Origin of the sequence: Caballeronia sp. dw_276, from assembly GCF_018449635.1 — a bacterium.
Classification (GTDB): Bacteria; Pseudomonadota; Gammaproteobacteria; order Burkholderiales; family Burkholderiaceae; genus Caballeronia.
On the sequence record NZ_JAAVUV010000005.1, the window covers coordinates 71,239 to 94,734 of the forward strand.

Genomic DNA, 23,496 nt, shown 5'->3' on the forward strand with positions numbered 1-23,496 from the left:
CAGGATTCTCACGGCAGATCCTCGGCTTGCGCACCGCGCAGCTTCACATCGTGCTGTTCCTTGACGTCGGGTTCATCGGCGCCCTGGGCAGCTTCCGGCGCGAGCCACAACGCGCGCTCGAGGTTGTAGCGCGCGTCCCAGTCATCCGGATTTGCGCGTAGCAACTGGCGGTATCGCTGCTTGGCTTGTTCGAGAAGCGGCAAGGATCTGACCGGACCTGAGCTACCCTCGCCCGTCGCCTGACGCACGTACATGTTGCCCAGGTTAAACAACGCGTCTTTCGCGACGTCGGCGGAATCCTCGTCCTGAATGAGGGCATCGTAGAGTTTTTGCGCGTCAGGATAAGCGCGTGATTTCGATAAGACCATCGCACGTGCAAGCCGGACTTCGGGTGCGTCAATACTTTGATTCTGCGGATTCGCAACACCCTGCGCGATGTCATTTGCATGCTTCAGTTGCAGCCCGTCGTACGCGGCAACGGCTGCGCAACACAGCGCGATGACGCCGAAGGCAATGTGCACTGTCGAGCGCTTCATGCCCAGCTCCTGACCTGAATAAGATGCAGCGCGAGAAGCAAGGTGCAGAACACCAGCGCGACGGCGAAGCAATACGAGCTTCTATCCTGGCGCGGCAATTGTTCGACGAACGACACCTGATATTTCTGCTGCCGGTTGATGTCGGCCATCGCGGCTGCCATGGCGTCGGCGTCGCTTGCCTGATAGAGGTGATACGGCGATTTCAGCGTGAGGAAGAACCGATGCAACTCGGCTTCCGCGGATGCATCGTTGGCGGCCACCGCTCGCAGGTCTGGACTGTAAACACCGCTGCGCAGATAGATGAAATACAAGTCGATACGATTGCGCGCGAGTCCTTCCTCAATGTTTCGCCGGGCTTGCGCGTCGAGCCGCGCACCGCCGTCGGAGACCAGGACGATGGCGCGGCGTGCGTCGAAGCTGCGTCCGTCGAACTGGCCGATGGCCGCCTTCAGTCCACGATCGAGCTGTGTGTCCGCCATGCCTCGGCCAATGCCCGTGCCGCTGATTGCATCGAGGATGATCCGGTGGTTTGCAGTGAAACGCACCACGGGAATCGGGCTGATGCCGAACATCATGAAAGCCAGGCGATCGTTGGGGCGTTCATCGACGAAACGGCTGATCGAACGCCGTGCCACTTCGTTCTTCGACATGCCGCGCGAGTCGATAGGCTGTCCGCCCATGGCGTCATCCATGCTCGAACTGCGGTCCATCAGGATCAGGATTTCAGCGCCGGTGCCCGTGCGCAGCGCCGTCAGGTTCGACCGTCCAGGGCCTGCCAGGCCCATGATGATCGCGAGAATGGTCAGCACGGCGCAAGCTCTCCAAAGCCATCCAATTGCGCGTCCGAGCTGATCGACTGGCAGCCATCCGATGTACGAAAAACTCAGCGTGTCGCCGCGGCGGCGCAGCAAGGGTAAGAGCGCGAGCGGCAGAAGCACGAGCACCCAGGGGTGGGCGAAATCGATAGGCAATGTCATCGCTGCCGCCCATCGGCGCGACGCCCATCGGCGCGGCGCTTTTCCGCGCGGTACAACGAGCGGGATAAGTCGCGCAGGGAAAATTGTGTATCGGATGAAGACGCCTCAGACGATGCAAAAAAGCGCTCGCCGGAGTGCTGGTAGAAACGTTCAAGCTGCGGTTCAAGTGGCTGCAGATAAGGCGCCCTTGCAAATAACGACGTAAGTGTTCCTCCGTGCACGACCTGCCCCGCCGTCTCGTTCAACGCCCGATGCAGGCATAACCAGCCATGGGCGCCGGCGTCTTTATCTGTTGGCTTCGAGCGCTGCATCTCGTTCCACGCGCGCGCGAACGGCAGGCGTTCGGCATCTTGACGGTTACGCCATTGCCACCAGCCGAACCACGTCAGAAGCGTCAACGCGAGCAGACCGAGTGCCCAGGTCAACTGCCGGCGCAGCGGCGCGGTTGCCGGAATGCGTGCCTGCCGGTCGGGAAGCAGCGCCTGGAGATCGCCGGTTGAAAATGCCGTCTGCGGTGTCAATGGACTCACGCTTACAGGCCACTCGGGAACCAGCAGCGCACTGCCGCCGGGCACGTTCAACGTTAGCGAGGGCAGCATGATCGTGGTCAGCGTCTGCGGCGCGTTCGTGACCTGGTAGTCGATGCTCAACCATGCGCGGCCTTGCGCATCGTGTTCGATTCGTGGATTGCGACGCTCGAACCAGACGCCGACACGTCCCGTCGATGGCATCGCTATGTTGCCCCGCTCAGTCAGCAAGATGCGCTGCGTGAGTACATCGCCGATCACATGGCCGAATGCGCGCGGCTGCTCTACAGTCGCGGCTTGCACCGTTGACATGATCAAGCAGAACATGATGGCCTTGAGCCCGCGCACAAGAACTTTCATGCGGCTGCTTCCAGGAAGTATCTCGACAACGCTTCGGCGTCGAATGCACCTTCAATGTAAAACGGCCGCAGGCCGCGTTTGTCGAAGAGCGTGTTTATTTCAGTGCGCCGGCGCTGCACGCCTTCGCGCCAGTCGTTGCGCGTCTTGTCGCGTAGCCATAAAGTCCGGCGCGCGCCCGTTTCTGAATCGTCCACGCTCAATAGCGAACCGTGACCGGGTGGCTCGATCTCCGAGCGATCCCATACGATCATCGGAATGACATAGGCATGCGTGAGCGTATCGAGCACCTTGGGCAAGCGCGCGAGCGGCCAGTGAAAGTCCGACACGATAAAAATAATGCCCTGTCGCCCGGCCAGTTTTGCGACCGACTTCTCCAGTCCATCGATACCACCGGCCACACCTGCCGACTTGGCCGCCTCGCGCACGATGCCCGCCATGACGTCGCCCACGCCCTGACCGTAACGCGCCGGCGAATAGAGCTCTTCGCGCTCGGTTGCGTCGAAGGCGAGCATGCCGACCTGATCCCCTGCACGAAACGCGCTGTAGCCCAGCGCTTCCACGAAATCCGCCGCGATATCCAGCTTGGTTTTGGCCTGGCCGAAATGCATCGACGCCGATACATCGATCACCACGTACACCGGCACCGCAACTCTTTGCAGATGCACCCGCACGAGCCATTCAGCGGGAATCGCGCGCATGCTCGCACGCAGGTCCACGCGGCGAGGATCGGGATGATCGAAGAGGCGCGCGTGCATGGCGAACGCCTGACCCGCGCCGAAGCTCGATCCGGGATGCGAACCGGGACGAGAACCGCCGGCGCGCATCGGCAGCCGGTAGTGAAATTCTGGCATCGCGTTCATGGTATTCATGACTTCAAGGCACCGCGACTCTTGCCATGATCTGCGCGATCAGCCCTTCCGCGAGTTCCTGCCGGCGCAATTCGTAAATGGGCGTGAAAAACACCCTGTGTCCGAGCGCCGGCAGCAACACGGCGTGAACGTCCTCTGGTATCAGATGCGTGCGGCCGGCAAGCCACGCGATCACCCGCGCGGCTCGCAGCAACGCACTCATGCCGCGCGGACTTGCGCCTACGAGAATGAGCCGCTGCATATCGACACCTTCAAGCGCGATATCGAATTGCTGCGGGTTTTCGGTTGCCTGCCAGATGTCGAGCACGTATCGCTCGATAGTCGGACTTGCGCTCACGCTGCGCTGGATAGTCGCGCCGATGCTGTTCAGTTCCTCCCATCGGACCACGCCCGGTGTGACTTGCTCCAATAACGCATCGACGTCGTGGAAAACCGGATCGAATACCAGCGCGCGACGCACGTTGGTGTCCGACGGCGTCGGCATGTTCAGTTCGAAGAGAAACCGGTCGCGTGCCGCCGACGCCAGTTCGAACGTTTCTTCCCGTTCGACCTTGTTGCGGTCGGCGAACACGATCATGTGCGGAAAGTGGTATTCCCGGTCGAACGCCGAGACCGAGCGCTCGGCCATCGCGCGCAGCAACAGCGACTGCACTTGCGGGCGGGCACGATTGATCTCGTTGAAGAAGAACGTGGTGAGCCTTTCGCCGTGCCGCAACAAAGGACCCGGATCGATACGCGGCTTGCCCTCTGCATCCACATACGTGTGATAGATCAGGTCGCCCGGCATCATGTCGATGGTGCCTTCCACCCGTCCGAAGTCACCGCCAATCGCCCGCGAGAACGCGCGCAGCACAGTGGTTTTCCCGACCCCGACGCCGCCTTCCAGCAACACATGCCCGCGAGCAAACAACGCCACGTTGATGAGGCGAACAGTTTCGTGCTGACCGATCACCGCCTTCGCCACGCTCTGTTCGACGCGCAACGCACTCTCGCGCCAGTCCTGAAGCTGCTCTTCAAATGCCATCGATCGGATCTCCTGTTGCACAGCGGCACTGTGCCGGAATCAACACGCCGATCAGGCCATGCATAAGTCGTACCGAGCGATACGTGCCATGGTTATGAAGCGATTTGGATAACCGAATACTCGCAGCCGGGAAACACACTGTCACCGCCTGCGACACACCTTGTGCCTGCGTCGCCGCGATAAAAACCGCACTGCAGCACGGCGGGCTGGGCACATGGGATGCTGCTAGTTAGAAGCAGTGCAGCGCCAGACAGCGCTGCTCAAACTCAATACCAAATGGAGGTCATCATGAAAACCATGATCGTGGCAGCGTGCCTGCTGGCGAGTATCGGTGGGGCAAGCGCTTATGCGCAAAACAGCGGCAACAAGACCACAAGTGGAAATGCGACCGCTGCGCCAGGCAATCCCGCGAGCGCGGGTGAATCGATGGCTCAGCCTGCAAGCGCGGGAACGAGCACATCGGGTAATCAGGGAACGCTGATGCAGCAGCGGCAAAAAGCGATGTCACCGCAGGGGGCGTCGGGCAGCGCTGCGACAGGAGCGATGAAACAGTAAAAAGCGCGGTGCAGCAAAATCATCCCGCGCTTATTTCAAGCACTTCACGCGCCAGGCAGTTCCGGTTTGCGCGCGGAACATGGCGAAGCCATTGTCGTGTTCGCGCTCAATGCGCTTGTCGATGACATCGGCGGGGATGGTGTTGAAGTCGAAGAGACCGTAGTGATGCGCGATCAATGCATCAGTGCCGCTTTCCTTCGCGAGCGCGATGGCCTCATCGAGCGTGAAATTGCCGGGCACGCCATTGCCGCTGCGCTCGGCGTCGCGGCCATTCACGGGGAGCATCGCGACGTGCGGTTTAAACATTGCCAACGCTTCGGCAAGTCCCGCGTACGGCACGCAATCGCCCGAATGATACAACCGCGTCCGGCCTGCTTCGATGACATAACCCAGCCACGGATAACGTCCCTCATCGTCCATATCCAGCGTCTCGTGCGCTGAGGGAACCGGTGACACGAAACAGTCTGGAAGAACCTCGATCCGCTCACCGGCGTTCACCGGAATCAGCCGTTCGACGCCCACGCCGCATCGTTTGATTGCTTCATCCGTGACCGCTGCGGGAACAACGAACCGGAGATCTGGGAGGTGCTCGGCAAGCGGTTGCAGCGTCCCCGGGTCCATATGATCCGTATGCCGATGCGTGCACATCACAAGATCCACATGATCCAGCTCGGAGGTCGTGATAGGCGCGGCCATCATGCGCGTATGCGGAAACTTCGTACCCGTGTATTTTTCCGCGAGCGAGTCGGACAGATATGGATCGATCAACATCCTGAACTTGCCGGACTCGATCATAAACCCCGCTTGCCCGAGCCAGTACAACACGACCTCTCCATCGCGAGGCGCTGTTGCGCGATCGGCCAGCCGCTCACGGAGGGACACGGAAAAATTCTCGTTCAGCAGCGACACGTCACCAGCAGACATAACCGCCATCGGCGAGAACGATCGATCCCGTCATGAGGCTCGACGCGTCGCTTGCAAGGAACAGAATCACCGATGCGACTTCATCCATGCGTCCAAGCCGGTTCATCGGCGTACCGCCGACCCATTTGTCGAACATCTCCTTGTTCTGATACACATAGGTGTTCATCTCGGTATCGATATACGTTGGAGCAACCGCATTCACGCGCACGCCACGCGCGCCCCACTCCGCCGCGAGCGACTTCGTCAGATGATGCACGCCGGCCTTGGACGCGTTGTAGTTCGCCTGCTCCTGCGGCCGGTTCACGATAAAACCCGACATCGACCCCACGTTCACGATGCTCCCCGTTCCGTGTTCGAGCATGCCCTTCCCAAACGCGCGACAGGCCCAGAACACACCGTTGAGATTGACATCGATAACCTTGTTCCAGATCGCATCCGTCATGGTCTCGGCAGGATGATTCGAAATCGCAATGCCTGCGTTGTTCACGAGCACGTCCACGCGCCCATGACGCGCGACGACCGCATCGTTCACACGTTGTGCAGCGGTTGAATCGGTGACATCGAGCAATTCGGTTTCCACGCGGTGCCCCTTGGCCGCGAGATCCGCCGCGGCTTTATCGAGCAATTCCGCGTTCATGTCCGTGAGAACCACAAGCGCGCCGGCTTCAGCGAGCGCCTCGGCCGTTGCAAATCCAATACCGCGTGCAGCGCCCGTGACCACGGCGATCTTGCCGTCGAGCTTGAACTTGTCGAGATACATGCCTGGTTTTTCCTTAAGCTGTTTTGGCGGGCGCGGGTTTTCCCGCTTGCGCCGCAATGCGGCTGATTTCATTGAAGCCGGGACCGCTCACCGGGATCTCGACGTGGAACACTTCCGCGATCACGCGCGTCCATCCATAAATGAAGTAGGTCCAGCCGTCCTCTATTTGAAGCTTGCGGGTGCTTTCCTGCGCGCGCGCCTGATCGAGGAAGATCAAATCCCCACGGTAATTCAGGTCCCACACGACCGCTCGCTCCGGGAACACGGCCGCGTTGCTCAACGGCGAACCCGGCGCATCCTTGCCCAGACCCGTTGCGTTGATGACGAGCGCGCCCGGCGACAAACGCGCGAGGACCGCGTCATTGTCTTCGGCTTTGGGCGCGACGACATATTCGCACGGTACATCGAATTTGAGTTCGCGATGAATGCGCTCGATCTCTTCCAGCCTTCCCGCAGACCGGTTCGATACGATCACTTTCGACGGCCGGTTCGCGCCGCGTTCCTTCTGCATCAGATGCCACGTCAGTGCGATGGTCGAACCGCCCGCGCCCATCGAAAAGACTTCTGCTCCGGTATCGGCAAAATGATTTGCCGGCAAAAATCCATCGAGTGATAAACCCGATGTAATCGGATCCTTCGCGTGACAGATGAATTTGCCGTTCAGCTTCGAGAGGCAACTGGTCTCGCCCATGACCTCGGCGGTTGGATCGATGACATCGAAGAGATCCTTGCACGCCGCATACAAGTCGATCTTGTGCGTGGTCACGAGCGCGCCGACCGACAACGGGTCATGCTTCAGGAATTCGACCGCTTCGCGATACGCCTCGGGCGCCGCGTGCGGCTGAAAATCGATGCCCTTGATTTCGACATCGCCGAGACCGAGATGCTTCGCCCATTCGGGGAACACACGCATGATGGAACTCTGTGCCGTCGTCACGCCGATGAAATAGAACGTCGGGCGTGATGCGGCTTGATACTTCTTGGGAGCGCTCATCGTGTCGCCCCTTCAGTAGCCAATGCACCGCGCGCGAGCAGTGCATCGATTTCCTCCTGCGTGCGCTCCTTGTAATCCGGATTCGGCACGCTGCGCCAAGAGCCCGCACCGTCATCGACAATGCGCAGTTTCATGCCATTCGATTGCTCGATGATCGCGTAATCCTGCCCCGAATCCGCCGGGTAACAAAACAGCATCACGAAATCCTCCTGCCCCAGATTCACCGAACGATGAATCCAGCGCGGCGGCACGTAACACGCGGTGTTCGCCTTGATTTCGACCACGCGTGTATCGCCCGATGGCGATTCCATCAGCATCACGCCGTAACCCTTCAGCCCGAAATAAAGCTCCGGCCGGTCGATCGCCGCGTGGATGTGGCCGCGCGTCATGAAGTATTCGTCGCCAACCTTGCCCGGGCTCATGCGCGTGACGCCGGTGATCAAGTCGCCTGGATTGCTGTTCGGCTTGTGATCGGTGACTTCATAGACGACCTCATCGCTGCGCGTCGCTGCGAGGGCATCGAAGGCGGCACTGTCGGCATAGAGCCCGCTCAGGTCGCGCAGGAACTTCTGATAGCGCGAGCCGGTGCCGATCATCAGGCCCGACTGCAAGTCGACATCGAAGGAACGTGGTTCAGGCCATTGCATCGGGTCCATCTCCTGGAAAGTGCAAGTCGCTTCACTGAATGAAACAACGCGAAGCGAACGTTAGTTTTAATAATGATAGCTTTAAGTTAAATGCAAAACATCAGGGTTTTCCCCGCCATTTCGCTCCTGTTTTTCCCGCTAATGATAGCTATACTATCGTTCAAGGTATGCGGAGACAACGTTACTTCTGCTCAACTTGGGTTTAATCGATCGCTCGCCGATACATGCACGGCCCATTCGCTGGAGACTTTCAATGCAAGACAAGCAGCCCTCCGAACGCACTCAGCCCAATGCTGCAGTCGCAGCCTTGCGTGAAGCGCTCGGAGCCGACGTCGTCGGGCTTCCGGACGAATTCGCGGGCCGCAAGAATTCGGACTCGAGCCGCATGCCCTGCGATGAACCGCTTGCGCTGATCCGGCCGCGCACGACCGAACAGGTTGCGACGGCGATGCGCATTTGCCACGAGCACAAGCAGGCGGTGGTCACGCAAGGCGGACTGACGGGTCTTGCCGGCGGCGCTTGCATGCTCGGCGGAGAAGTCGCGTTGAGCATGGAGTTGATGAACGGCGTTGAATCCATCGATGAAGTCGGCGCCGCCATGACGGTCTGGTGCGGCACGCCGCTGCAGGTCGTGCAGGAAGCCGCCGATGCCGCCGGGTTCATGTTTCCGCTGGACCTGGGCGCACGCGGAAGCTGCACGATCGGCGGCAACCTCGCGACGAATGCGGGGGGAAATCGCGTGATCAAGTACGGAATGATGCGCGACCAGGTGCTGGATATAGAAGCCGTGCTCGCCGATGGCAGCATTGTTGGCGGCCTGCGCAAGATGATCAAGAACAACACCGGTTACGACCTGCGCAACTTGCTGATTGGAAGCGAAGGAACGCTCGCGATCATCACGCGCGCCGTGCTGCGGCTCAGGCCGAAACCACGGGCGGTATCGACGGCGTGGTGTGGATTGCCGAACTACGATGCGGTCACCACGTTGCTGCGCCGCGCTCAGGAAGGCTTGCCCGCGGGGGTATCGGCGTTCGAAGTCATGTGGCCGGGTTACTACGACTTCGTCTTGTCGCGCCTGCCGGAATTACGCGCGCCGCTGGAAGGCAAGCATGCGTATTACGTGTTGCTCGAAAGCAGTGGCGCCGACCCGCAACGTCAGGCGGACGCGTTCGAAGATTTCCTGGCGCAGATGCTCGAGGAAGGGCTTATCACTGACGCCGCCCTCGCCTCATCCGAGTCGGACGCCGCCGCGTTCTGGGCCATACGCGATGCCCCCGGCGAATACCAGCGCCTGATTCCGGGCCGCGTTTCCTTCGATGTGAGCTTCTCGATCACCGACGTCGGCCGCGCCGCACACGAATGCGACAAGCAGCTTCGCGAACGCTGGCCCAACGCCACGATCCTGATCTACGGCCATCTCGGCGATGGCAATTTGCACATCGTCGTGCAGGAGCCTGACTGGCCGCCGACCACTGCGCCGCAGGTGCAGGAAGTGGTCTACGGCGTGACCGGCGCGATGGGCGGATCGGTATCGGCGGAACACGGCATAGGCACGAAGAAATTGAAGGTGCTCGCGTTATCGAGAACACCGGCAGAACTGGCCGCCATGCGCGCCGTGAAAGCCGCACTCGACCCGTTGAACATTTTGAACCCAGGCAAGTTGTTGTTGAACGTCGTTTAAAACCGCCAAACCCCAACAAAAGGAGGAGACATGACGCGGTTCGTGAAGAAGGTGATGTGTGGTGTGGCGCTGGCAGTCGCAGGTGTGATCGCAGCATCCCCGGCGATGGCAGCCGACAAGATGAAAGTGGGCATTTCCATGAAGGTGCTCAACGCGCCGTACTTTTCCGCCGCGATGGAATCGGCCAAGGCGCGCGCGGCCGAACTCGGCAACGACGTGATCACCGCCGACGCACAAGGCAAGATGGGCAAGCAGATCTCCGACGTGGAAGACATGCTCACGCGCGGCATCAAGGTGCTGATCATCGATCCGGCTGATCCGAAGGGTCTCGTCAACGTGGTCAACACGGCGACCGCGGCGGGCGTGAAAGTCGTGGTGATCGACAGCACGCTCGATCCGAAAGCGAATTATCTGACGCTCGTGCAATCGTCGAATCGCGAGAATGGCGCGCTGGTCGGTTCATGGGTCGTCGATACCCTCGGCGACAAGCCGCTGAAGATCGCGTTGATCTCGGGCGAGAAAGGCAATCCGGTCGGCAAGGAACGGCGCGATGGCGTGATCGAAGGGATCGTCGAAGCGCAGCTCGCGAAGACCGGGAAGGTCAACTTGCAGATCGTGGGACAAGGCTGGGGCAACTGGTCCGACGAAGGCGGCCTGAAGGCGATGGAAGATTTGCTCGTCGCGAACAAGGACATCAACATGGTGCTCGGCGAAAACGACAGCATGGTGCTGGGCGCACGCCGCGCGATCGAAAGTGCGAACCGTACCGGTATCACGCTTGTTGCCGCCGCCGATGGTCAGAAGGAAGCGCTCAACCTGATCAAGCAAGGCAAGTACGGCGTAACCGCGCTGAACGATCCGGCGCTGGTCGCGCGTACGGCGGTCGATATCGGCGTGAAGGCGGCGAAGGGCGAAGCCACCAGCGTGCCGAAGATCTCGTACACGCCGTCCGCCGCGATCTCCAAGAGCAACGTCGACAAGTACTACAACCCCAAGGCGATTTTCTAAAGCCCGCGGGACCATGCAAGCGCGCCGGTCCGTCCGGTGCGCCTCGCATTCTGGAGACACCCTCATATGATTCCCTTTATAGCGCTCAATGGCGTCGACAAACGCTTCGGCGGCATTCATGCCATCGAGGGCGTCGACTTCGATGTCATGAGCGGCGAAGTCCACGCGCTCGTTGGCGAGAACGGCGCGGGCAAGTCCACCTTGATGCGCATCATCGGCGGCGGTCATCAACCCGATTCCGGCACGATCAAGGTCGAAGGACGCGAGATGTCCTTTCGCAACCCGCATGCGGCGATGGAAGAAGGCATTGCCGTGATCCATCAGGAAACGGCTCTGGCGCCGGATCTGTCGGTGGCGGAAAACGTGTTTTTGGGCGCGTTGCCGGCGGTGATCGATTGGGGATCGCTGCGCAAGAATGCGCGTGCTTTGATCGCAAGTCTGGGATTCGATATCGATCCGGCAGCGCTTGTCGGCGAACTCTCGGCGGCCCAATGTCAGGTGATCGAAATTGCGAAGGCGCTGAGCCGTCAGGTCAAGCTCCTCGTACTCGATGAACCCACGGCCGCCCTCGCGCCATCGGACGCGAACAAGCTGCTCGAGATCGTGCGCGAATTGCGCTCGCGCGGCGTGGGCATCGTTTATATCTCGCACCGGCTGGAAGAAGTGTTTGCCATCGCGGATCGCATCACGGTGCTAAAAGACGGCAAGCGCGTGGACACCATCAAGCCCGCCGATGTCACCATGGACGGCCTGATCCGCAAGATGGTCGGGCGCCCTCTTTCCGTGCTGTTTCCAGAACGCCACGCAACGCTCGGCGCCGAAGTGCTGAAGGTCACGGGCCTGATGCGCGGCCATGCCGTGCGCAACGTGTCGTTCACGCTGCGTGCCGGTGAAGTGGTCGGTCTGGGCGGCTTGATCGGCTCGGGACGCACGGAAGTCGCGCGCCTGATCTTTGGCGCCGATACGCGCGATTCCGGCACCATCGAATTGAATCAGAAGGTCATGGCGATCCGCTCGCCGATGGCCGCAGTCAAAGCCGGTATCGGTTTCGTGCCTGAAGACCGCAAGGGCCAGGGCGCGGTTTTATCGATGCCGATTCGCGTCAACGCCACGCTCGCCGCGCTGAAGTCGGTAAGCGGCCCAGGCGGCTTCCTGGCCTTCGGCCGCGAGCGCGCGTTCGTGCAGAAGCTGATGGAACAACTGCGCATCAAGGCGCGTTCCATGGACGCAGACGTCTCCACGCTCTCCGGCGGCAACCAGCAAAAAGTGGTGCTGGCGAAGTGGTTCCACGCGGACGGCGATCTCATCATCCTCGATGAACCCACGCGCGGCGTCGACGTTGGCGCGAAGGTCGAGATCTACACGCTCATCAACCAGCTGGCCGAACGCGGCAAGGCGGTGCTCGTGATTTCATCGGAGCACCAGGAACTCATGGGCTTGTGCGACCGGATCCTCGTGATGGGCGAAGGCGAGATTCGCGGCGAACTGCAACCCGCCGATTTCAGCGAAGAACAGATCCTTTCGCTCTCGTTGCGCCGCGCGCCGGACGAAGCGCCGGCCACGCTCACTCATTAAATGCATTGTGAATAACCCGGAGACTCGCATCATGAATCCCAGCGCCGTCACCCCGAAAACGCATCAGGCGAGCTCGGCACAGGCCCACGCAAAACAATGGTGGTCTGTCGCGCGCCGCTTCAACACGGTCGCGATCCTGATCGTGCTCGTGATCGCGGCGTCGTTTGTATCGAGCGACTTTTTCTCCGTACCCAACCTGTCGAATATCTCGCGGCAAGTGGCGGGCGTCGGCATCATGTCGGTGGGCATGTTGCTGGTCGTGCTGACGGGGGGTATCGATTTGTCGGTGGGATCGATCGCGGCGCTTGGCAGCGTGTTGTCGGCGTTGCTGATTCCGCAATACGGGCTGACGGTCGCCCTGCTCGCCACGCTCGTGGTCGGCGGGTTCTGCGGGTTCGTATCGGGCGCGTTGATCGCGTGGTTCCGTTTGACGCCGTTCGTGGTCACGCTGGCCATGATGACCGTTGCGCGCGGCGTTGCGATGATCGTGTCGAACGGCTCCCCCATTCTCGTCGATGACCCCGGCCAGGCCCTGCTCGACTTTGGCCGTCATTCATACTTCGGCATCCCCGGTCCGACGCTCGTGATGCTGATCGTGTTCTTGATTGGCGGCATCGCGCTGAACCGGTTGCGCGCGGGCCGCGTGGTTCGCGCGATCGGATCGAACGAAGAAGCCGTGCGGCTCTCCGGCGTGCCGGTAGCGCGTCATGTACTCGGCACGTATGTCAGCTCGGGATTGCTCGCGGCGCTGGCCGGGATCATCTCGACGTCGCGTGCGGGCGTCGGCGCACCTACAGTCGGCGTGGGCGACGAACTCACCGTGATCGCGGCGGTGGTGATCGGCGGCGCAAGTCTTGCGGGTGGCAAGGGCGGCGCGCTGAACACGCTGATGGGCGTGCTGATTCTCGGCGTGATCGGCAACATCATGAATCTCGCGAGCGTGCCGGGATACCATCAGCAAGTGGTGATGGGCGTGATCATTGTCGCGGCGGTCCTGTCGCAGCGCGGCGCGCGTTTTTGGCGCCGGTGATTCCTGGCTCCGCCGTTCCGATACACTTGGAAAGCTTGGCCATTTGCATGAAGCTCGGGGCGCCGCTTGCGGCGCCCCGTTCATAATGAACGAAGGAACATCGAGTGCCTGATTACAACATCCTCGAACTGATCGACCGCGCGCGTCCCAATCTACGCCGCGGCAGCCGGCAAGTGGCCGAGTACATTCTTGCAAACCTCGGTTCCATCTCCGACATCAACCTCGCAGAACTCGCGCGCAACGCGAAGGTGAGCGAGCCGACCGTATTGCGCTTCTGTGCGTCGCTCGGATGCAGCGGCTTCAAGGACTTCAAGATCCGCGTGGTGCAAAGCCTCGCGCTCGGCGCGCCCGCCACGCATTCGGTGCTCGGCAAGGGCGACGATCCAGAAACCGTCGCAACCAAGATCTTCGACTACACCATTACGAGCCTCGACTGGGCGCGCAAGAAACTGGATTTCGCGGCCGTCGGGCGCGCGGTCGATCTCCTTGCAAAAGCGCGGCGGATCGAGTTCTTTGGGTTTGGCGCTTCGGGGATCGTCGCGCTGGACGCGCAGCAGAAGTTTCCGCTCTTCGGCGTGCCGTGCGTCGCGCATCAGGATTCGCATCAGCAATTTATTGCGGCATCCATGCTGAAGCCCGGCGACGCGGTCGTCGCAATTTCCAATACCGGATCGACACGGTCGTTGATTGAAGTCGCGAGGACGGCGAAGGAACGCGGCGCGAGCGTGATCGTGATTACCGGATCGAACAGTCCACTAACGAGCTTTTCCGACGTTGCGGTGATCGCCGAGACGCTGGAAAACACGGATGTTTATACGCCGACGACTTCACGTCTCGCCGCGCTCGTGATCATCGATATTCTTTCGACGAGCGTCGCGTTGCGCAAAGGCGAAGCGCACACGCTCGAAGTGCTGGACATGAAGAAGCGTCTGGCAGATATGCGTTCAACCGGCGTGATTTGATCCGGGGTAATAACTCATGCCGGCTCAGCTTTCGAGCGAAAACGAGCCTTCCATCACGTTCACGCACTTCCCGCCGATCCGCACGCGTGACTGTCCTTCATGGACATCGACGGTTGTGATCAGAATGCTCGGCCGGCCCATGTCCACGCCCTGCCCCACGCGCAGCAAAAGTTCGGAAACGCCTCGCACGTCGGCAACAAGCGCAACTGCCGCTGCCGTCGCGCTGCCCGTTGCCGGATCTTCGGTCATGCGCGGCGTGAACATGCGCGCTTGAATGTCGCTCGAAGTGTCGTCGCCAACGTCGCGCGTATAGGCGTAGATGGATGTGGCGCCGTCGACGGGCAACACCTTCTTGTAGTCCACGAGGCTCGGAACGCACCGGCGCAACGCCTCCCTCGATGCAAGCTCGGCCACGACAAACGGCAAGCCTACCGACGCCACTTGCGGCGGGTGGGCATCGGTACGAATATCGCCTGGATCAAGCGATAAACACGCGGCCACGCTCTCCGCCGATAACGCCGACGCGCGCGTCAGCCGTTCCGGCACCGTAAGCTCTGCTCCGACCACACGGCCGCCATCTTTCATTTGCGTAACCGGCACGAGACCCGCGGCCTCCTCGAACACGAGCCGGTCCGGCAGAGGCTTGCCGCTTGCCGCAGCGCGCGTCGCGAGAACAAACGCCGTGCCGATGTTCGGATGTCCTGCGAACGGAATCTCGCGGCTCGGCGTGAAAATGCGCACCCAGGCGGTATTCGCAGGGTCTCGCGGCGGCAATACAAAAGTGGTTTCGCTGTAGCCGAATTCGGCGGTGATCGCCTGCATCTGGCTGGTCGACAAACCTTCGGCGTCGAGTACGACGGCGAGCGGGTTGCCGTGGAATTGTGTTTCGGTAAAGACGTCCGCTGTGACATAACGACGGTTCATGTCCATGCCCCTGTTGGATGAAACGCACCCGCGATAAGTCCGCATTGTGGCGACATTTCCGGGCCGTGCACCATGTACAGTTACATCGACACGCGTTAGGCCAGCCTCCGGAAACACCGCGATCACATGCACAGTTCACCGCTGTTTGTCACATGGGTCCCGAAGAGCGATTAACGCCAGCGTCTTTAAACCCCGCTCGCATACCCGCCATCGACCGGCAACGTCACGCCCGTGATAAACGCCGACGCCGGTGACGCCAAAAACAACGTCGCCCCGACGAGGTCATCGACTTCGCCCCAGCGCTTGAGCGCACTGCGCGCCGCGATCTTGTCCGCGCTTGCCGGCACTTCCCAAAGCGCACGCGTCATATCTGTGCGGTGATAGCCCGGCGCAATCGCGTTCACGCGCACACCTGCAGGCCCGAACGCGTGCGCCAGGGAACGCGTCAAACCGAGAATGCCCGTCTTGCTCGCGCAATACGCGGGCACTTCCACATCGGCGATATAACTCAGCATCGACGCCACGTTGACAATCGCCCCATGCGCGCGCTCGAGCATGTCGCGCGATGCCATTGCTAGACGCATGGCGGCGGTCAGGTTCACATCGATCACTTCGCGAAATACGTCGTCACGATATTCATCGGCGGGACGCGCAACGCCCGCCGCATTCACGAGCACATCGAGTTCGGCAAGGCTTCCGACGAACGCCTTGATTGCGTCGTTGTCGCGGACATCGAGTTGCTCGAAGCGGATGCCTTTGAGCGTCGAGTCCGCGCGCAATGCTTCCAGCTTTCGCGCGGAGCTGCCGGTCGCGATCACGTCGGCGCCCAGCGCTGCAAACCCTTGCGCAATCGCAAGACCAATACCACTCGTCGCGCCCGATACAAGCACCTTCTTTCCATCGAAGAGCCCTGGGCGGAACGCCGCTGTTTCCTGACCTTTGAGTTCAGTTGCCATGATGTTTCTCGCGTGAGTTCAGATTGAGGTTTGGAAGCGCGCCGCTTATCGGACTGTGTAACGGTCCATCGCTTTCAATGCAGCGACGACGAGCGGTGCATCGACGGGATACGGTTCGTTGTGGATGATTTCGCCCGCGCGGCACGCACGCTTCGCGACGGTTTCGAGCGCGGCTTGATTGGTGACGTCCACGTTGATGTCGGCGAGCCGCGTCGGCAATCCGACCGCGCGGCAGAATCTGAAAACGCGCTGACGCTCGTCATCAGGCACCGCCGATAAAAACAGCGAAGCCAGCACGCCGATCGCGACCTTCTCGCCGTGCAACAAACCACGCGATGAAGGCAGATCAGCCAGTCCATGATGAATCGCATGCGCCGCCGCAACGCCGCCCGACTCGAAGCCCACGCCCGAAAGCAGCACGGTCGCCTCCAGCGTGGCATCGAAATCCGGCGTGACGATCTGCGCACGGCAATCGTCCACGGCCTGCACGGCGTGCGCGAACAAGGTATCGCGGCAGAGCTTCGCGGCTTCGAACGCGAGCGCCGTTCCGCGTCCGCCGCAGAGGTTGTTCGCGTATGCGCGACGGCAGGCATCGGCTTCATAGAATGTGGCGAGCGCGTCGCCGATTCCCGCGATAAAAAACCGCACCGGCGCGCGCACGATCAGGCTGGTATCGAGCAGCACGAGATCCGGATTGCGACGCACGAAACGATCGCGCACCACACGCCCTTCTTCGTCGTAGATCACGGCGAGCGCCGAACACGGCGCATCGGACGCGGCGATGGTCGGCACGCACACGAACGGCAGACGCAGGTCGTCGGCGGCGGCGCGGCCCGTATCGACCACCTTGCCGCCGCCGAACGACACCACGATATCCGCCCCGCTCTCGCGAATCCAATCGGCGGCAGCGGCGACCGAACGCTCGGTGCAGGCGGCATCGACTGAACGCACGACGAGCTTCACGCGCTCCGCCTTCGATAAAGCCGGTTGCAACAACGCCGCGACGTTGGCATCGACGAGACACGCGGCGTGCGTGCCCAGCCGCGCAAGTTCGGCGTCGAGGGAATCGAGCGCGCCTGCGCCCTGGACGTATCGCGAGGGAAAAATGCTGGTTCGGAGCATGGTCGTGGATCAGGAAGTTATTTGAACGCCGAGTGCGGCGGCGAGTTCGTGTTCGGAGAAAACCAGTTCGGCGCCGTCAGGAAATGACGGCGCAGCATCCGGATGTTCGGGCCACGCCAGCACGCGCATGCCTGCTGCGATGGCCGCGCGCGCGCCCGTCGGGCTGTCCTCGACGACGATTGCTTCATCCGGCGTGATCCGCAAAAGCCACGCGGCGCGTTCGTACGGTTCGGGATGAGGCTTGCCGGCGCGGACATCGCTGGCGCTGATCGAGATGAGTTGCGGGTCTTGCAAGTCGAGCGCGCGAAGTCCGGCTTCGAGCAACATGCGCGGTGAGTTCGATACGATCGCCTGACGGATTCCCGCTGCACGCACGGCTTGATACACGCCCAAGGCGCCAGGTCGCGGCCGCATGTTTATCGCTTCGGAAACGTAGTGGCGCGCGCGTGCCATCGACCATTGGTCGTAGTCGAAATCGACGCCAAAACGCTCGCAACACAATGTATGGACTTCGCGTGCGGTCTTGCCGAATATCGATGCATGCAGGTCGTCGTCCGCCTTGATGCCGTGATGATTCAGTACCGCGACGAGCGTCGCGAGATGCAGCGCTTCGCTGTCGGCGAGCGTGCCGTCCATATCCCACAAAACTGCTTTGATTGCTTGCGTCATGCATGGGTCTCGGCGAGACGATCAAGGTCGTCGTAGAACTGTTGCGAGCTCGCGTAGAGCCGCTCGAAGATCGGCATCATCCGGTCGTAGGTATCGGCTGCGTGCGGGTCCGGCTGGACTTCGCGCTCGAACTGGACGAACGCGGCGACGGCGTCGCCAAGACGCGCGAACTGGCCGTGCGCGGTAGCCGCGAGAATGGCGCAGCCCATCACGCCGCATTCCACTTCGGCCGGCACGAGAATGGGCGTTCGATACATGCTCGCCTTGATATCGAGCCACAACGCGGCCTTCGCGCCGCCGCTCGCGGCAACGAGCCGTTCCATGCGCACGCCGGCCGATTCGATCACGCCAATGTGCCGTCGCACGCCGAACGCAACGCCCTCCAAAACCGCCCGATGCAAATGCGCCGTGCCGTGTTTCGCGCCGATGCCAAAGAATTGCGCGCGTGAATTCGAGTGTTCGCCGAGGCGCTCGCCGGTGAGATAAGGCAGGAAAAAAAGCCCCTCGGAACCGACCGGCGCTTCGGCTGCTTTCTGTGCGACGGCGTCGTAGCTCAAAGTGTTTTCGTGGAACGCACGGCGCGCCCAGCGCATCGCATCGCCGCCGGAATCGAGCAGCATGAAGCGGCCCCACAAGCCTTCAGCCGTCGCCACGTTCGATACCTCCGGATGCAGCATGGGGGTATCGGCGATGACGGTGATGATCGACGACGTGCCGGTGATGTCCGATCCGAGACCCGGCGCATACACGCCCGAGCCGAGCACCGACAACGGATAATCCGCGCCGCCGACCAGCACCGGCGTGCCCTCACGCAAACCGGTCGCCTTCGCGGCTTCAGTCGTGACGCTGCCAAGAATCTCCTGCGGCGAGCGGATAGGCGGGAATTTGGCGATATCGAGGCCGAGTGCATCGAGCATCGGCTGGGACCAGGTTCGCGTTTGCGGGTCCATCAGGAAGCTTGTCGATGCATCGCTCCAGTCCCACGCGCGTTCGCCCGTGAGACGGAAGTTGATGTAGTCCTTCGACATGAAGACGGTCGTCGCGCGCTCGTACGCTTGCGGCTCGTTCTGTTTAAGCCATTGCAGCTTGAAACCGGGCCACGCGGGCGTGGCGGGATTTGCCGTCAGCGGAAGATACGAGGTCGAGTCGTGTTGCGCCCGAAAGGCTTCGACTTCACCGAGCGTGCGTTTGTCGTTCCAGAGCGGCGCGGTTTCGCGGGTGAGCTGGCCGTCTGCATCGATCAGAACCGTGCCGTGCATTTGCCCGCAAGCACAGATTGCCGCAATGTTCGCGGCCGCGTTCGGCACGCTTTCGAGCACTTCGCGAATGGCGCCGGCCGCGCCTTGCCACCAGTCGGCGGGACGTTGTTCGGACCAGCCGTAACGGGGCACGATCTGCTCGTGCTCGCGCGCCGCCATGCGGGCTATTTTTCCACGTCCGTTGACTAAGGCAGCGCGAACGCTGCCCGTGCCAACGTCGACGGCAAGGTAATACGTCTCCATGACCCGAGTCCCCAGGTGTTGCCTGAACGAGCGAATTCGCGATGCGGAAATTCGCGCCGAGCTTTTAATTAACGTTATCTTGACTACGTTTTGTAGCCATGTCAATTAGCTGCTGACGCTTATTCCACCTTGAATTAACCGATCAACGACCTGTGGGCCTCGTTTTCAACTTCCTTCTTTCGTTGTTTTCACTAACTTTATTTTAGCGATGCGGAAGGCTCCTCCGCATCGCGATCAATCGCAAAACGTCAATACAACACGTTCTTTGCGACCGGCTGGTCGATGTTGCCCTTATCGACCATCACCACGCCTGTGTCGACAAACTTCGGCGGCGCTTTCTTCTCGATCACCTGAACCACCGTTTCGATGCCCTTGTAGCCCATCTGATAAGAACCCTGCACGGCGATCGCCTGGATGGTCCCGTCCTTCACGAAGTTCTGCAAATCCTGGTTGCCATCGAAGCCGATTGCCACGACCTTTCCAGCCTTGCCTGATTGCGCCAATGCGCGGCCCATGCCAACGGCCGTCGGTTCATTCGCGCCGAAGATGCCCTTGAGGTCGGGATTGGCCGCGAGCACGTCGGTCGTCTGGTTCAGCGCGTTCGCCATTTGCGATTGCGAGTAGAACGGACCGACCACGGTCAGCTTCGAATGCGCTTCCAGATACTTGCGGAATCCGCCGACACGCGCGGCTTCGGAACCCGCTCCGGCCACGTACGACATCAGCGCGATCTTGCCCGTCTGCCCGACCTTCGCGATCAACGCCTGGGCGCAGAGCTCGCCGGCCTTGGCGTTATCGGTGGAAAGAAAAGCCTGGTAGTACTGCTTGCCCGAATCGGACAGCGCCGAGTCGATGATCACCACAGGAATATGCGCTTCCCACGCCTTCTTCACGGCCGGCACGAGCGCATCCGGATCGGACGCCGCCAGCACGATGCCCGAGACCTTGCGGTTCACCGCGTTCTCGACCATGTTCACTTCGGCCGCGATATCCGATTCGGCGGTCGGCCCCTGGAAGGTCATGGTGTAGCCCTTCTGCTTCGCCATCGCCGCAGTCGCGCCCTTGTTGACGTTTTGCCAGTAGTTGGAATCGGCGCTCTTCACGATCACCGCAATCTCGCCGCCCGCGGCAAAAGCGGTGCTCGCGGCAACGGCCAGCACGGTGGCAAACATCGCTTTCGTAGTCAGTTTCATGTCTCGCTCCTTGGTTTTATATGGCCTCTGCGGCCCATTTCGCTTCTGCCCCTCGGACGCTTTCACAAAGACCCTTGCGTCCGATAAAACTCATCGCCGGTTTCGAATCTGGTCGATCCACACCGTGCCCAGGATCACGAGGCCAATGATGATCTGCTGGATAAAACTCGATACGCCGTTCATGTTCAGGCCATTGCGCAAGATACCGATCACGAACGCGCCAATGGCCGTGCCCGAGATCGTCCCCACGCCGCCCATCAGCGACGTTCCGCCGATCACCGCGCTGGCGATGGCATCGAGTTCGTACATCACGCCTTCGTTCGGCTGTGCGGTCACGAGCCGCGACATCAGCACGCAGCCCGTCAAACCGGCAAGCGCGCCGGACAGGACATACGTGAACAACTTCACGCGATTCACGTTCACGCCCGACAAACGCGCCGCTTCCGCATTCGAGCCGACCGCATAAATATGCCGCCCGAGCGATGTCCGGCTGAGCATGATCGAAACCAGCACGGCGAGCACGACCATGATGATCACGGGATAAGGAATGCCGGGAAAGACGACATCGGGGAAACCGTCCGAACCCATCCGCACGATACGAAACAGCGACCCGTTGCCGAGTTCCGCAAACGAATCGCCGAGACCCGACACCGGCCGTGCGCCCGTGATCTGCAACGCGACGCCCCGCGCGACGAGCATCATCCCCAACGTGGCGATAAACGGCGGCAAGCCCATGCGCGTCACGAAGATGCCGTTGAATGCTCCGCAAATCGCCCCGACGATCACGCCGCCCAGCATGCCGATCGGCACCGGAACGCCCGCCTTCACGAGCAACGCGGCGCACACCCCGGAGAGCGCGAGCACCGACCCCACCGACAAATCGATACCCCCCGTAATGATCACGCAGGTCGCGCCCAACCCCAGATACGCAATGGACGTCACCTGCAGCGCGACCGTCATGCCGTTGCCCAGCGACATGAACGCGTTGCTCGTCGCGGAAAACACGATCACGAGCATCACCAGGCTTCCGAGCGCGGCGAACTTTTGTATCAGGTCACGGCGTCGTTCACGAGCGCGTGCGCGATCGGCATGAGCGGGATCGGTGGTCATCTCAAGCATGGGTCGTCCGTCCTGATGCGTAGTGCATGATTTCTTCCTGATTGGTCTTGCGGGTCTCGAGCACGCCCGCTATTTCGCCTTCGTGGAACACGGCGACGCGATCGGTCATGCCCATGATCTCGGGCAATTCCGAACTGATTAGGACTACGCCAATTCCCTGCGCGGCCAGCCGGTCCATGAGTTCATAGATGGCGTATTTCGCGCCGACGTCGATGCCGCGCGTCGGTTCATCGAAGAAAAGAATCTTCGATTCGCGAAACAGCCATTTGCTGATCACCACCTTCTGCTGGTTGCCGCCGGAGAGATTGCGCGTAATCTGGTTTGCGCTTGGGGTGCGAATGCCGAGCGCATCGATATATTTGCGCGCGACCTTGCCTTCTTCCTCGAAGCGGATGAATCCGCCCGCGCCGGAAACCGCCTCGACGTTCGCGAGCGTGATGTTCTTCGCCACCGTCATCTGCAGCGCGAGGCCGTTGCCCTTGCGATCTTCCGAGAGATACGCAATGCCGTTGCGGATGGCGTCGATAGGCGAATGAATCGACAACTTCTGGCCACGCAGATGCACTTCGCCGCCGTCCACCGGATCGGCGCCGAACACCGCGCGCGCCACTTCCGTGCGTCCCGAACCCATCAGCCCCGCAAAGCCGAGAATCTCTCCGCGACGCAGTTCGAAGCTCACCGGCCCGAACACTTCGCGACGCTTGAGGTCGTTGACGCTCAAGAGGACTTCGGTGGTCGGCTGCGATTTGCGTTCAGGGAAAACATCGTCGAGATCGCGCCCGACCATGTGCGAGACAACCTGTTCGATGGTCGTCGCAGCAAAGTCATCGGTGGAAATCGTGCGGCCGTCGCGCAGCACGGTCACGCGATCCGCGATCTCCGCCAGCTCGTCCAGCCGATGCGAGATGTACACAATCCCCACGCCCGACTTGCGCAGCTCCTTGATGATGCGAAACAGATGCACCGTCTCGGATTCGGTCAGCGACGACGTGGGCTCATCCATGATCAGAAGCCGGGCGTTGAGCGACAACGCCTTCGCGATTTCGATCATCTGCTGCTGCGCGACCGACAACGACCCGACCAGCGTCCGCGGTTTCAGCGGCAGCCCGATCCGGTCGAGCGCGGCCTGGGAATCCGCGGCAAGCCGCGCCCGGTCGATAAACAATCCGCGCTTCGGCTCGCGCGCCAGAAAGATGTTCTCCGCGATCGACAAATGCGGAATCAGGTTCAGCTCTTGATGAATGATCGCGATGCCGGCGGCTTGCGCATCGAGCGTGGACGCAAAATGCTGCACGCGGCCATCGAGATAAATTTCGCCTTCGTCCGGCCGGTATTGCCCGCTGACGATTTTCATCAGCGTCGATTTGCCCGCGCCGTTCTCGCCGCAGATGGCGTGAACTTCGCCGGCGCGAACATCGAAGCTGACGTTCTGCAGCGCAATCACGCCCGGGAAACGCTTGCCCACGCCGTTTAAGCGCAGCAAGGAATCCGCTGACATGACGGACGGGGACGACACGCCCGGTTCGGCCGTCACGTTCATCGCACGGCCCGAGAGACTGATTGGGACGGATGCATCGGTTTT

The 23,496-nt window shown here is 61.2% G+C and carries 23 protein-coding genes; 6 read left to right on the forward strand and 17 right to left on the reverse strand.

Annotated elements, in window-relative coordinates; translation table 11 throughout:
• Positions 1 to 8: 8 nt before the first annotated feature.
• The 5 genes from HB633_RS11710 to HB633_RS11730 are packed head-to-tail and all read right to left on the reverse strand — an operon-like array spanning position 9 to position 4,293.
• Complete coding sequence (locus HB633_RS11710; RefSeq protein WP_213778286.1) at positions 9 to 536, reverse strand: hypothetical protein; 528 nt, start codon at positions 534 to 536, stop codon at positions 9 to 11.
• Positions 533 to 1,513: a vWA domain-containing protein gene (locus tag HB633_RS11715; RefSeq protein ID WP_213778287.1), complete on the reverse strand. Its 981-nt coding sequence runs from the start codon at positions 1,511 to 1,513 to the stop codon at positions 533 to 535. Before HB633_RS11715 ends, HB633_RS11710 begins: the two co-directional genes overlap by 4 nt.
• The gene (locus tag HB633_RS11720; RefSeq protein WP_255580890.1) at positions 1,510 to 2,400 is read right to left on the reverse strand and encodes a calcium incorporation protein MxaA; all 891 of its coding nucleotides are present in this window, start codon (positions 2,398 to 2,400) and stop codon (positions 1,510 to 1,512) included. Before HB633_RS11720 ends, HB633_RS11715 begins: the two co-directional genes overlap by 4 nt.
• A complete protein-coding gene (locus tag HB633_RS11725; RefSeq protein ID WP_213778288.1) occupies positions 2,397 to 3,260 on the reverse strand; it encodes a VWA domain-containing protein in 864 nt (287 codons plus the stop codon). The genes HB633_RS11720 and HB633_RS11725 overlap by 4 nt, the downstream gene beginning before the upstream one ends.
• Before the next feature lie 13 nt (positions 3,261 to 3,273).
• Positions 3,274 to 4,293 carry a MoxR family ATPase gene (locus HB633_RS11730; RefSeq protein ID WP_213778289.1) on the reverse strand — a complete coding sequence of 340 codons (1,020 nt, stop codon included), beginning with the start codon at positions 4,291 to 4,293 and terminating at the stop codon, positions 3,274 to 3,276.
• Between the two features lie 288 nt (positions 4,294 to 4,581).
• Here HB633_RS11730 and HB633_RS11735 point away from each other — a divergent pair, with 288 nt between their 5' ends.
• A complete protein-coding gene (locus tag HB633_RS11735; protein ID WP_213778290.1) occupies positions 4,582 to 4,848 on the forward strand; it encodes a hypothetical protein in 267 nt (88 codons plus the stop codon).
• Positions 4,849 to 4,878: 30 nt separating this feature from the next.
• On the opposite strand, the gene HB633_RS11740 is transcribed toward HB633_RS11735, so the two are convergent.
• Genes HB633_RS11740 through HB633_RS11755 form a run of 4 tightly spaced genes read right to left on the reverse strand, consistent with a single transcriptional unit; the run spans position 4,879 to position 8,173 of the window.
• Positions 4,879 to 5,730, reverse strand: coding sequence for an MBL fold metallo-hydrolase (locus HB633_RS11740; RefSeq protein ID WP_213778291.1), 852 nt, complete (start codon positions 5,728 to 5,730; stop codon positions 4,879 to 4,881).
• A gap of 28 nt (positions 5,731 to 5,758) precedes the next feature.
• Entirely contained in the window at positions 5,759 to 6,532 is a 774-nt protein-coding gene (locus tag HB633_RS11745; protein ID WP_213778292.1) for an SDR family oxidoreductase, read from the reverse strand.
• A 13-nt stretch (positions 6,533 to 6,545) separates the two neighbouring features.
• A complete protein-coding gene (locus tag HB633_RS11750; protein WP_213778293.1) occupies positions 6,546 to 7,526 on the reverse strand; it encodes a shikimate dehydrogenase in 981 nt (326 codons plus the stop codon).
• Positions 7,523 to 8,173, reverse strand: a complete 651-nt coding sequence (locus HB633_RS11755; RefSeq protein WP_213778294.1) for a glucose-6-phosphate isomerase — start codon at positions 8,171 to 8,173, stop codon at positions 7,523 to 7,525. The genes HB633_RS11750 and HB633_RS11755 overlap by 4 nt, the downstream gene beginning before the upstream one ends.
• A gap of 253 nt (positions 8,174 to 8,426) precedes the next feature.
• On the opposite strand from HB633_RS11755, the gene HB633_RS11760 reads away from it, so the two are divergent.
• The 5 genes from HB633_RS11760 to HB633_RS11780 all read left to right on the forward strand — a co-directional run bounded on the left by HB633_RS11760 (position 8,427) and on the right by HB633_RS11780 (position 14,429).
• A complete protein-coding gene (locus HB633_RS11760) occupies positions 8,427 to 9,854 on the forward strand; it encodes an FAD-binding oxidoreductase (protein ID WP_213778295.1) in 1,428 nt (475 codons plus the stop codon).
• A gap of 30 nt (positions 9,855 to 9,884) precedes the next feature.
• The gene (locus tag HB633_RS11765) at positions 9,885 to 10,862 is read left to right on the forward strand and encodes a substrate-binding domain-containing protein (protein ID WP_156393009.1); all 978 of its coding nucleotides are present in this window, start codon (positions 9,885 to 9,887) and stop codon (positions 10,860 to 10,862) included.
• 66 nt (positions 10,863 to 10,928) lie between these two features.
• Positions 10,929 to 12,437, forward strand: coding sequence for a sugar ABC transporter ATP-binding protein (locus HB633_RS11770; protein ID WP_218626741.1), 1,509 nt, complete (start codon positions 10,929 to 10,931; stop codon positions 12,435 to 12,437).
• Between the two features lie 31 nt (positions 12,438 to 12,468).
• Positions 12,469 to 13,467, forward strand: coding sequence for an ABC transporter permease (locus HB633_RS11775; RefSeq protein ID WP_213778296.1), 999 nt, complete (start codon positions 12,469 to 12,471; stop codon positions 13,465 to 13,467).
• 104 nt (positions 13,468 to 13,571) lie between these two features.
• Positions 13,572 to 14,429: an SIS domain-containing protein gene (locus HB633_RS11780; RefSeq protein ID WP_061999449.1), complete on the forward strand. Its 858-nt coding sequence runs from the start codon at positions 13,572 to 13,574 to the stop codon at positions 14,427 to 14,429.
• Positions 14,430 to 14,453: 24 nt separating this feature from the next.
• Here the strand turns inward: HB633_RS11780 and HB633_RS11785 are convergent, their stop codons facing one another.
• From HB633_RS11785 to HB633_RS11820, 8 genes are all read right to left on the reverse strand, one after another.
• The gene (locus tag HB633_RS11785; RefSeq protein WP_213778297.1) at positions 14,454 to 15,353 is read right to left on the reverse strand and encodes a PhzF family phenazine biosynthesis protein; all 900 of its coding nucleotides are present in this window, start codon (positions 15,351 to 15,353) and stop codon (positions 14,454 to 14,456) included.
• Positions 15,354 to 15,538: 185 nt separating this feature from the next.
• Positions 15,539 to 16,309 (reverse strand): SDR family oxidoreductase, encoded by a 771-nt coding sequence (locus tag HB633_RS11790; RefSeq protein WP_213778298.1) that lies wholly within the window; start codon positions 16,307 to 16,309, stop codon positions 15,539 to 15,541.
• A 45-nt stretch (positions 16,310 to 16,354) separates the two neighbouring features.
• On the reverse strand, positions 16,355 to 17,431 hold the full coding sequence (locus tag HB633_RS11795; protein ID WP_213778299.1) for a glycerol dehydrogenase: 1,077 nt from the start codon (positions 17,429 to 17,431) through the stop codon (positions 16,355 to 16,357).
• A 9-nt stretch (positions 17,432 to 17,440) separates the two neighbouring features.
• The gene (locus tag HB633_RS11800) at positions 17,441 to 18,100 is read right to left on the reverse strand and encodes an HAD family phosphatase (protein ID WP_213778300.1); all 660 of its coding nucleotides are present in this window, start codon (positions 18,098 to 18,100) and stop codon (positions 17,441 to 17,443) included.
• Positions 18,097 to 19,602 carry an FGGY family carbohydrate kinase gene (locus tag HB633_RS11805; protein ID WP_213778301.1) on the reverse strand — a complete coding sequence of 502 codons (1,506 nt, stop codon included), beginning with the start codon at positions 19,600 to 19,602 and terminating at the stop codon, positions 18,097 to 18,099. The genes HB633_RS11800 and HB633_RS11805 overlap by 4 nt, the downstream gene beginning before the upstream one ends.
• Positions 19,603 to 19,850: 248 nt before the next feature.
• Entirely contained in the window at positions 19,851 to 20,795 is a 945-nt protein-coding gene (locus HB633_RS11810) for an ABC transporter substrate-binding protein (RefSeq protein WP_213778302.1), read from the reverse strand.
• 90 nt (positions 20,796 to 20,885) lie between these two features.
• Entirely contained in the window at positions 20,886 to 21,914 is a 1,029-nt protein-coding gene (locus HB633_RS11815; protein WP_061999457.1) for an ABC transporter permease, read from the reverse strand.
• On the reverse strand, positions 21,907 to 23,454 hold the full coding sequence (locus tag HB633_RS11820) for a sugar ABC transporter ATP-binding protein (protein ID WP_213778303.1): 1,548 nt from the start codon (positions 23,452 to 23,454) through the stop codon (positions 21,907 to 21,909). The genes HB633_RS11815 and HB633_RS11820 overlap by 8 nt, the downstream gene beginning before the upstream one ends.
• Positions 23,455 to 23,496 lie beyond the last annotated feature (42 nt).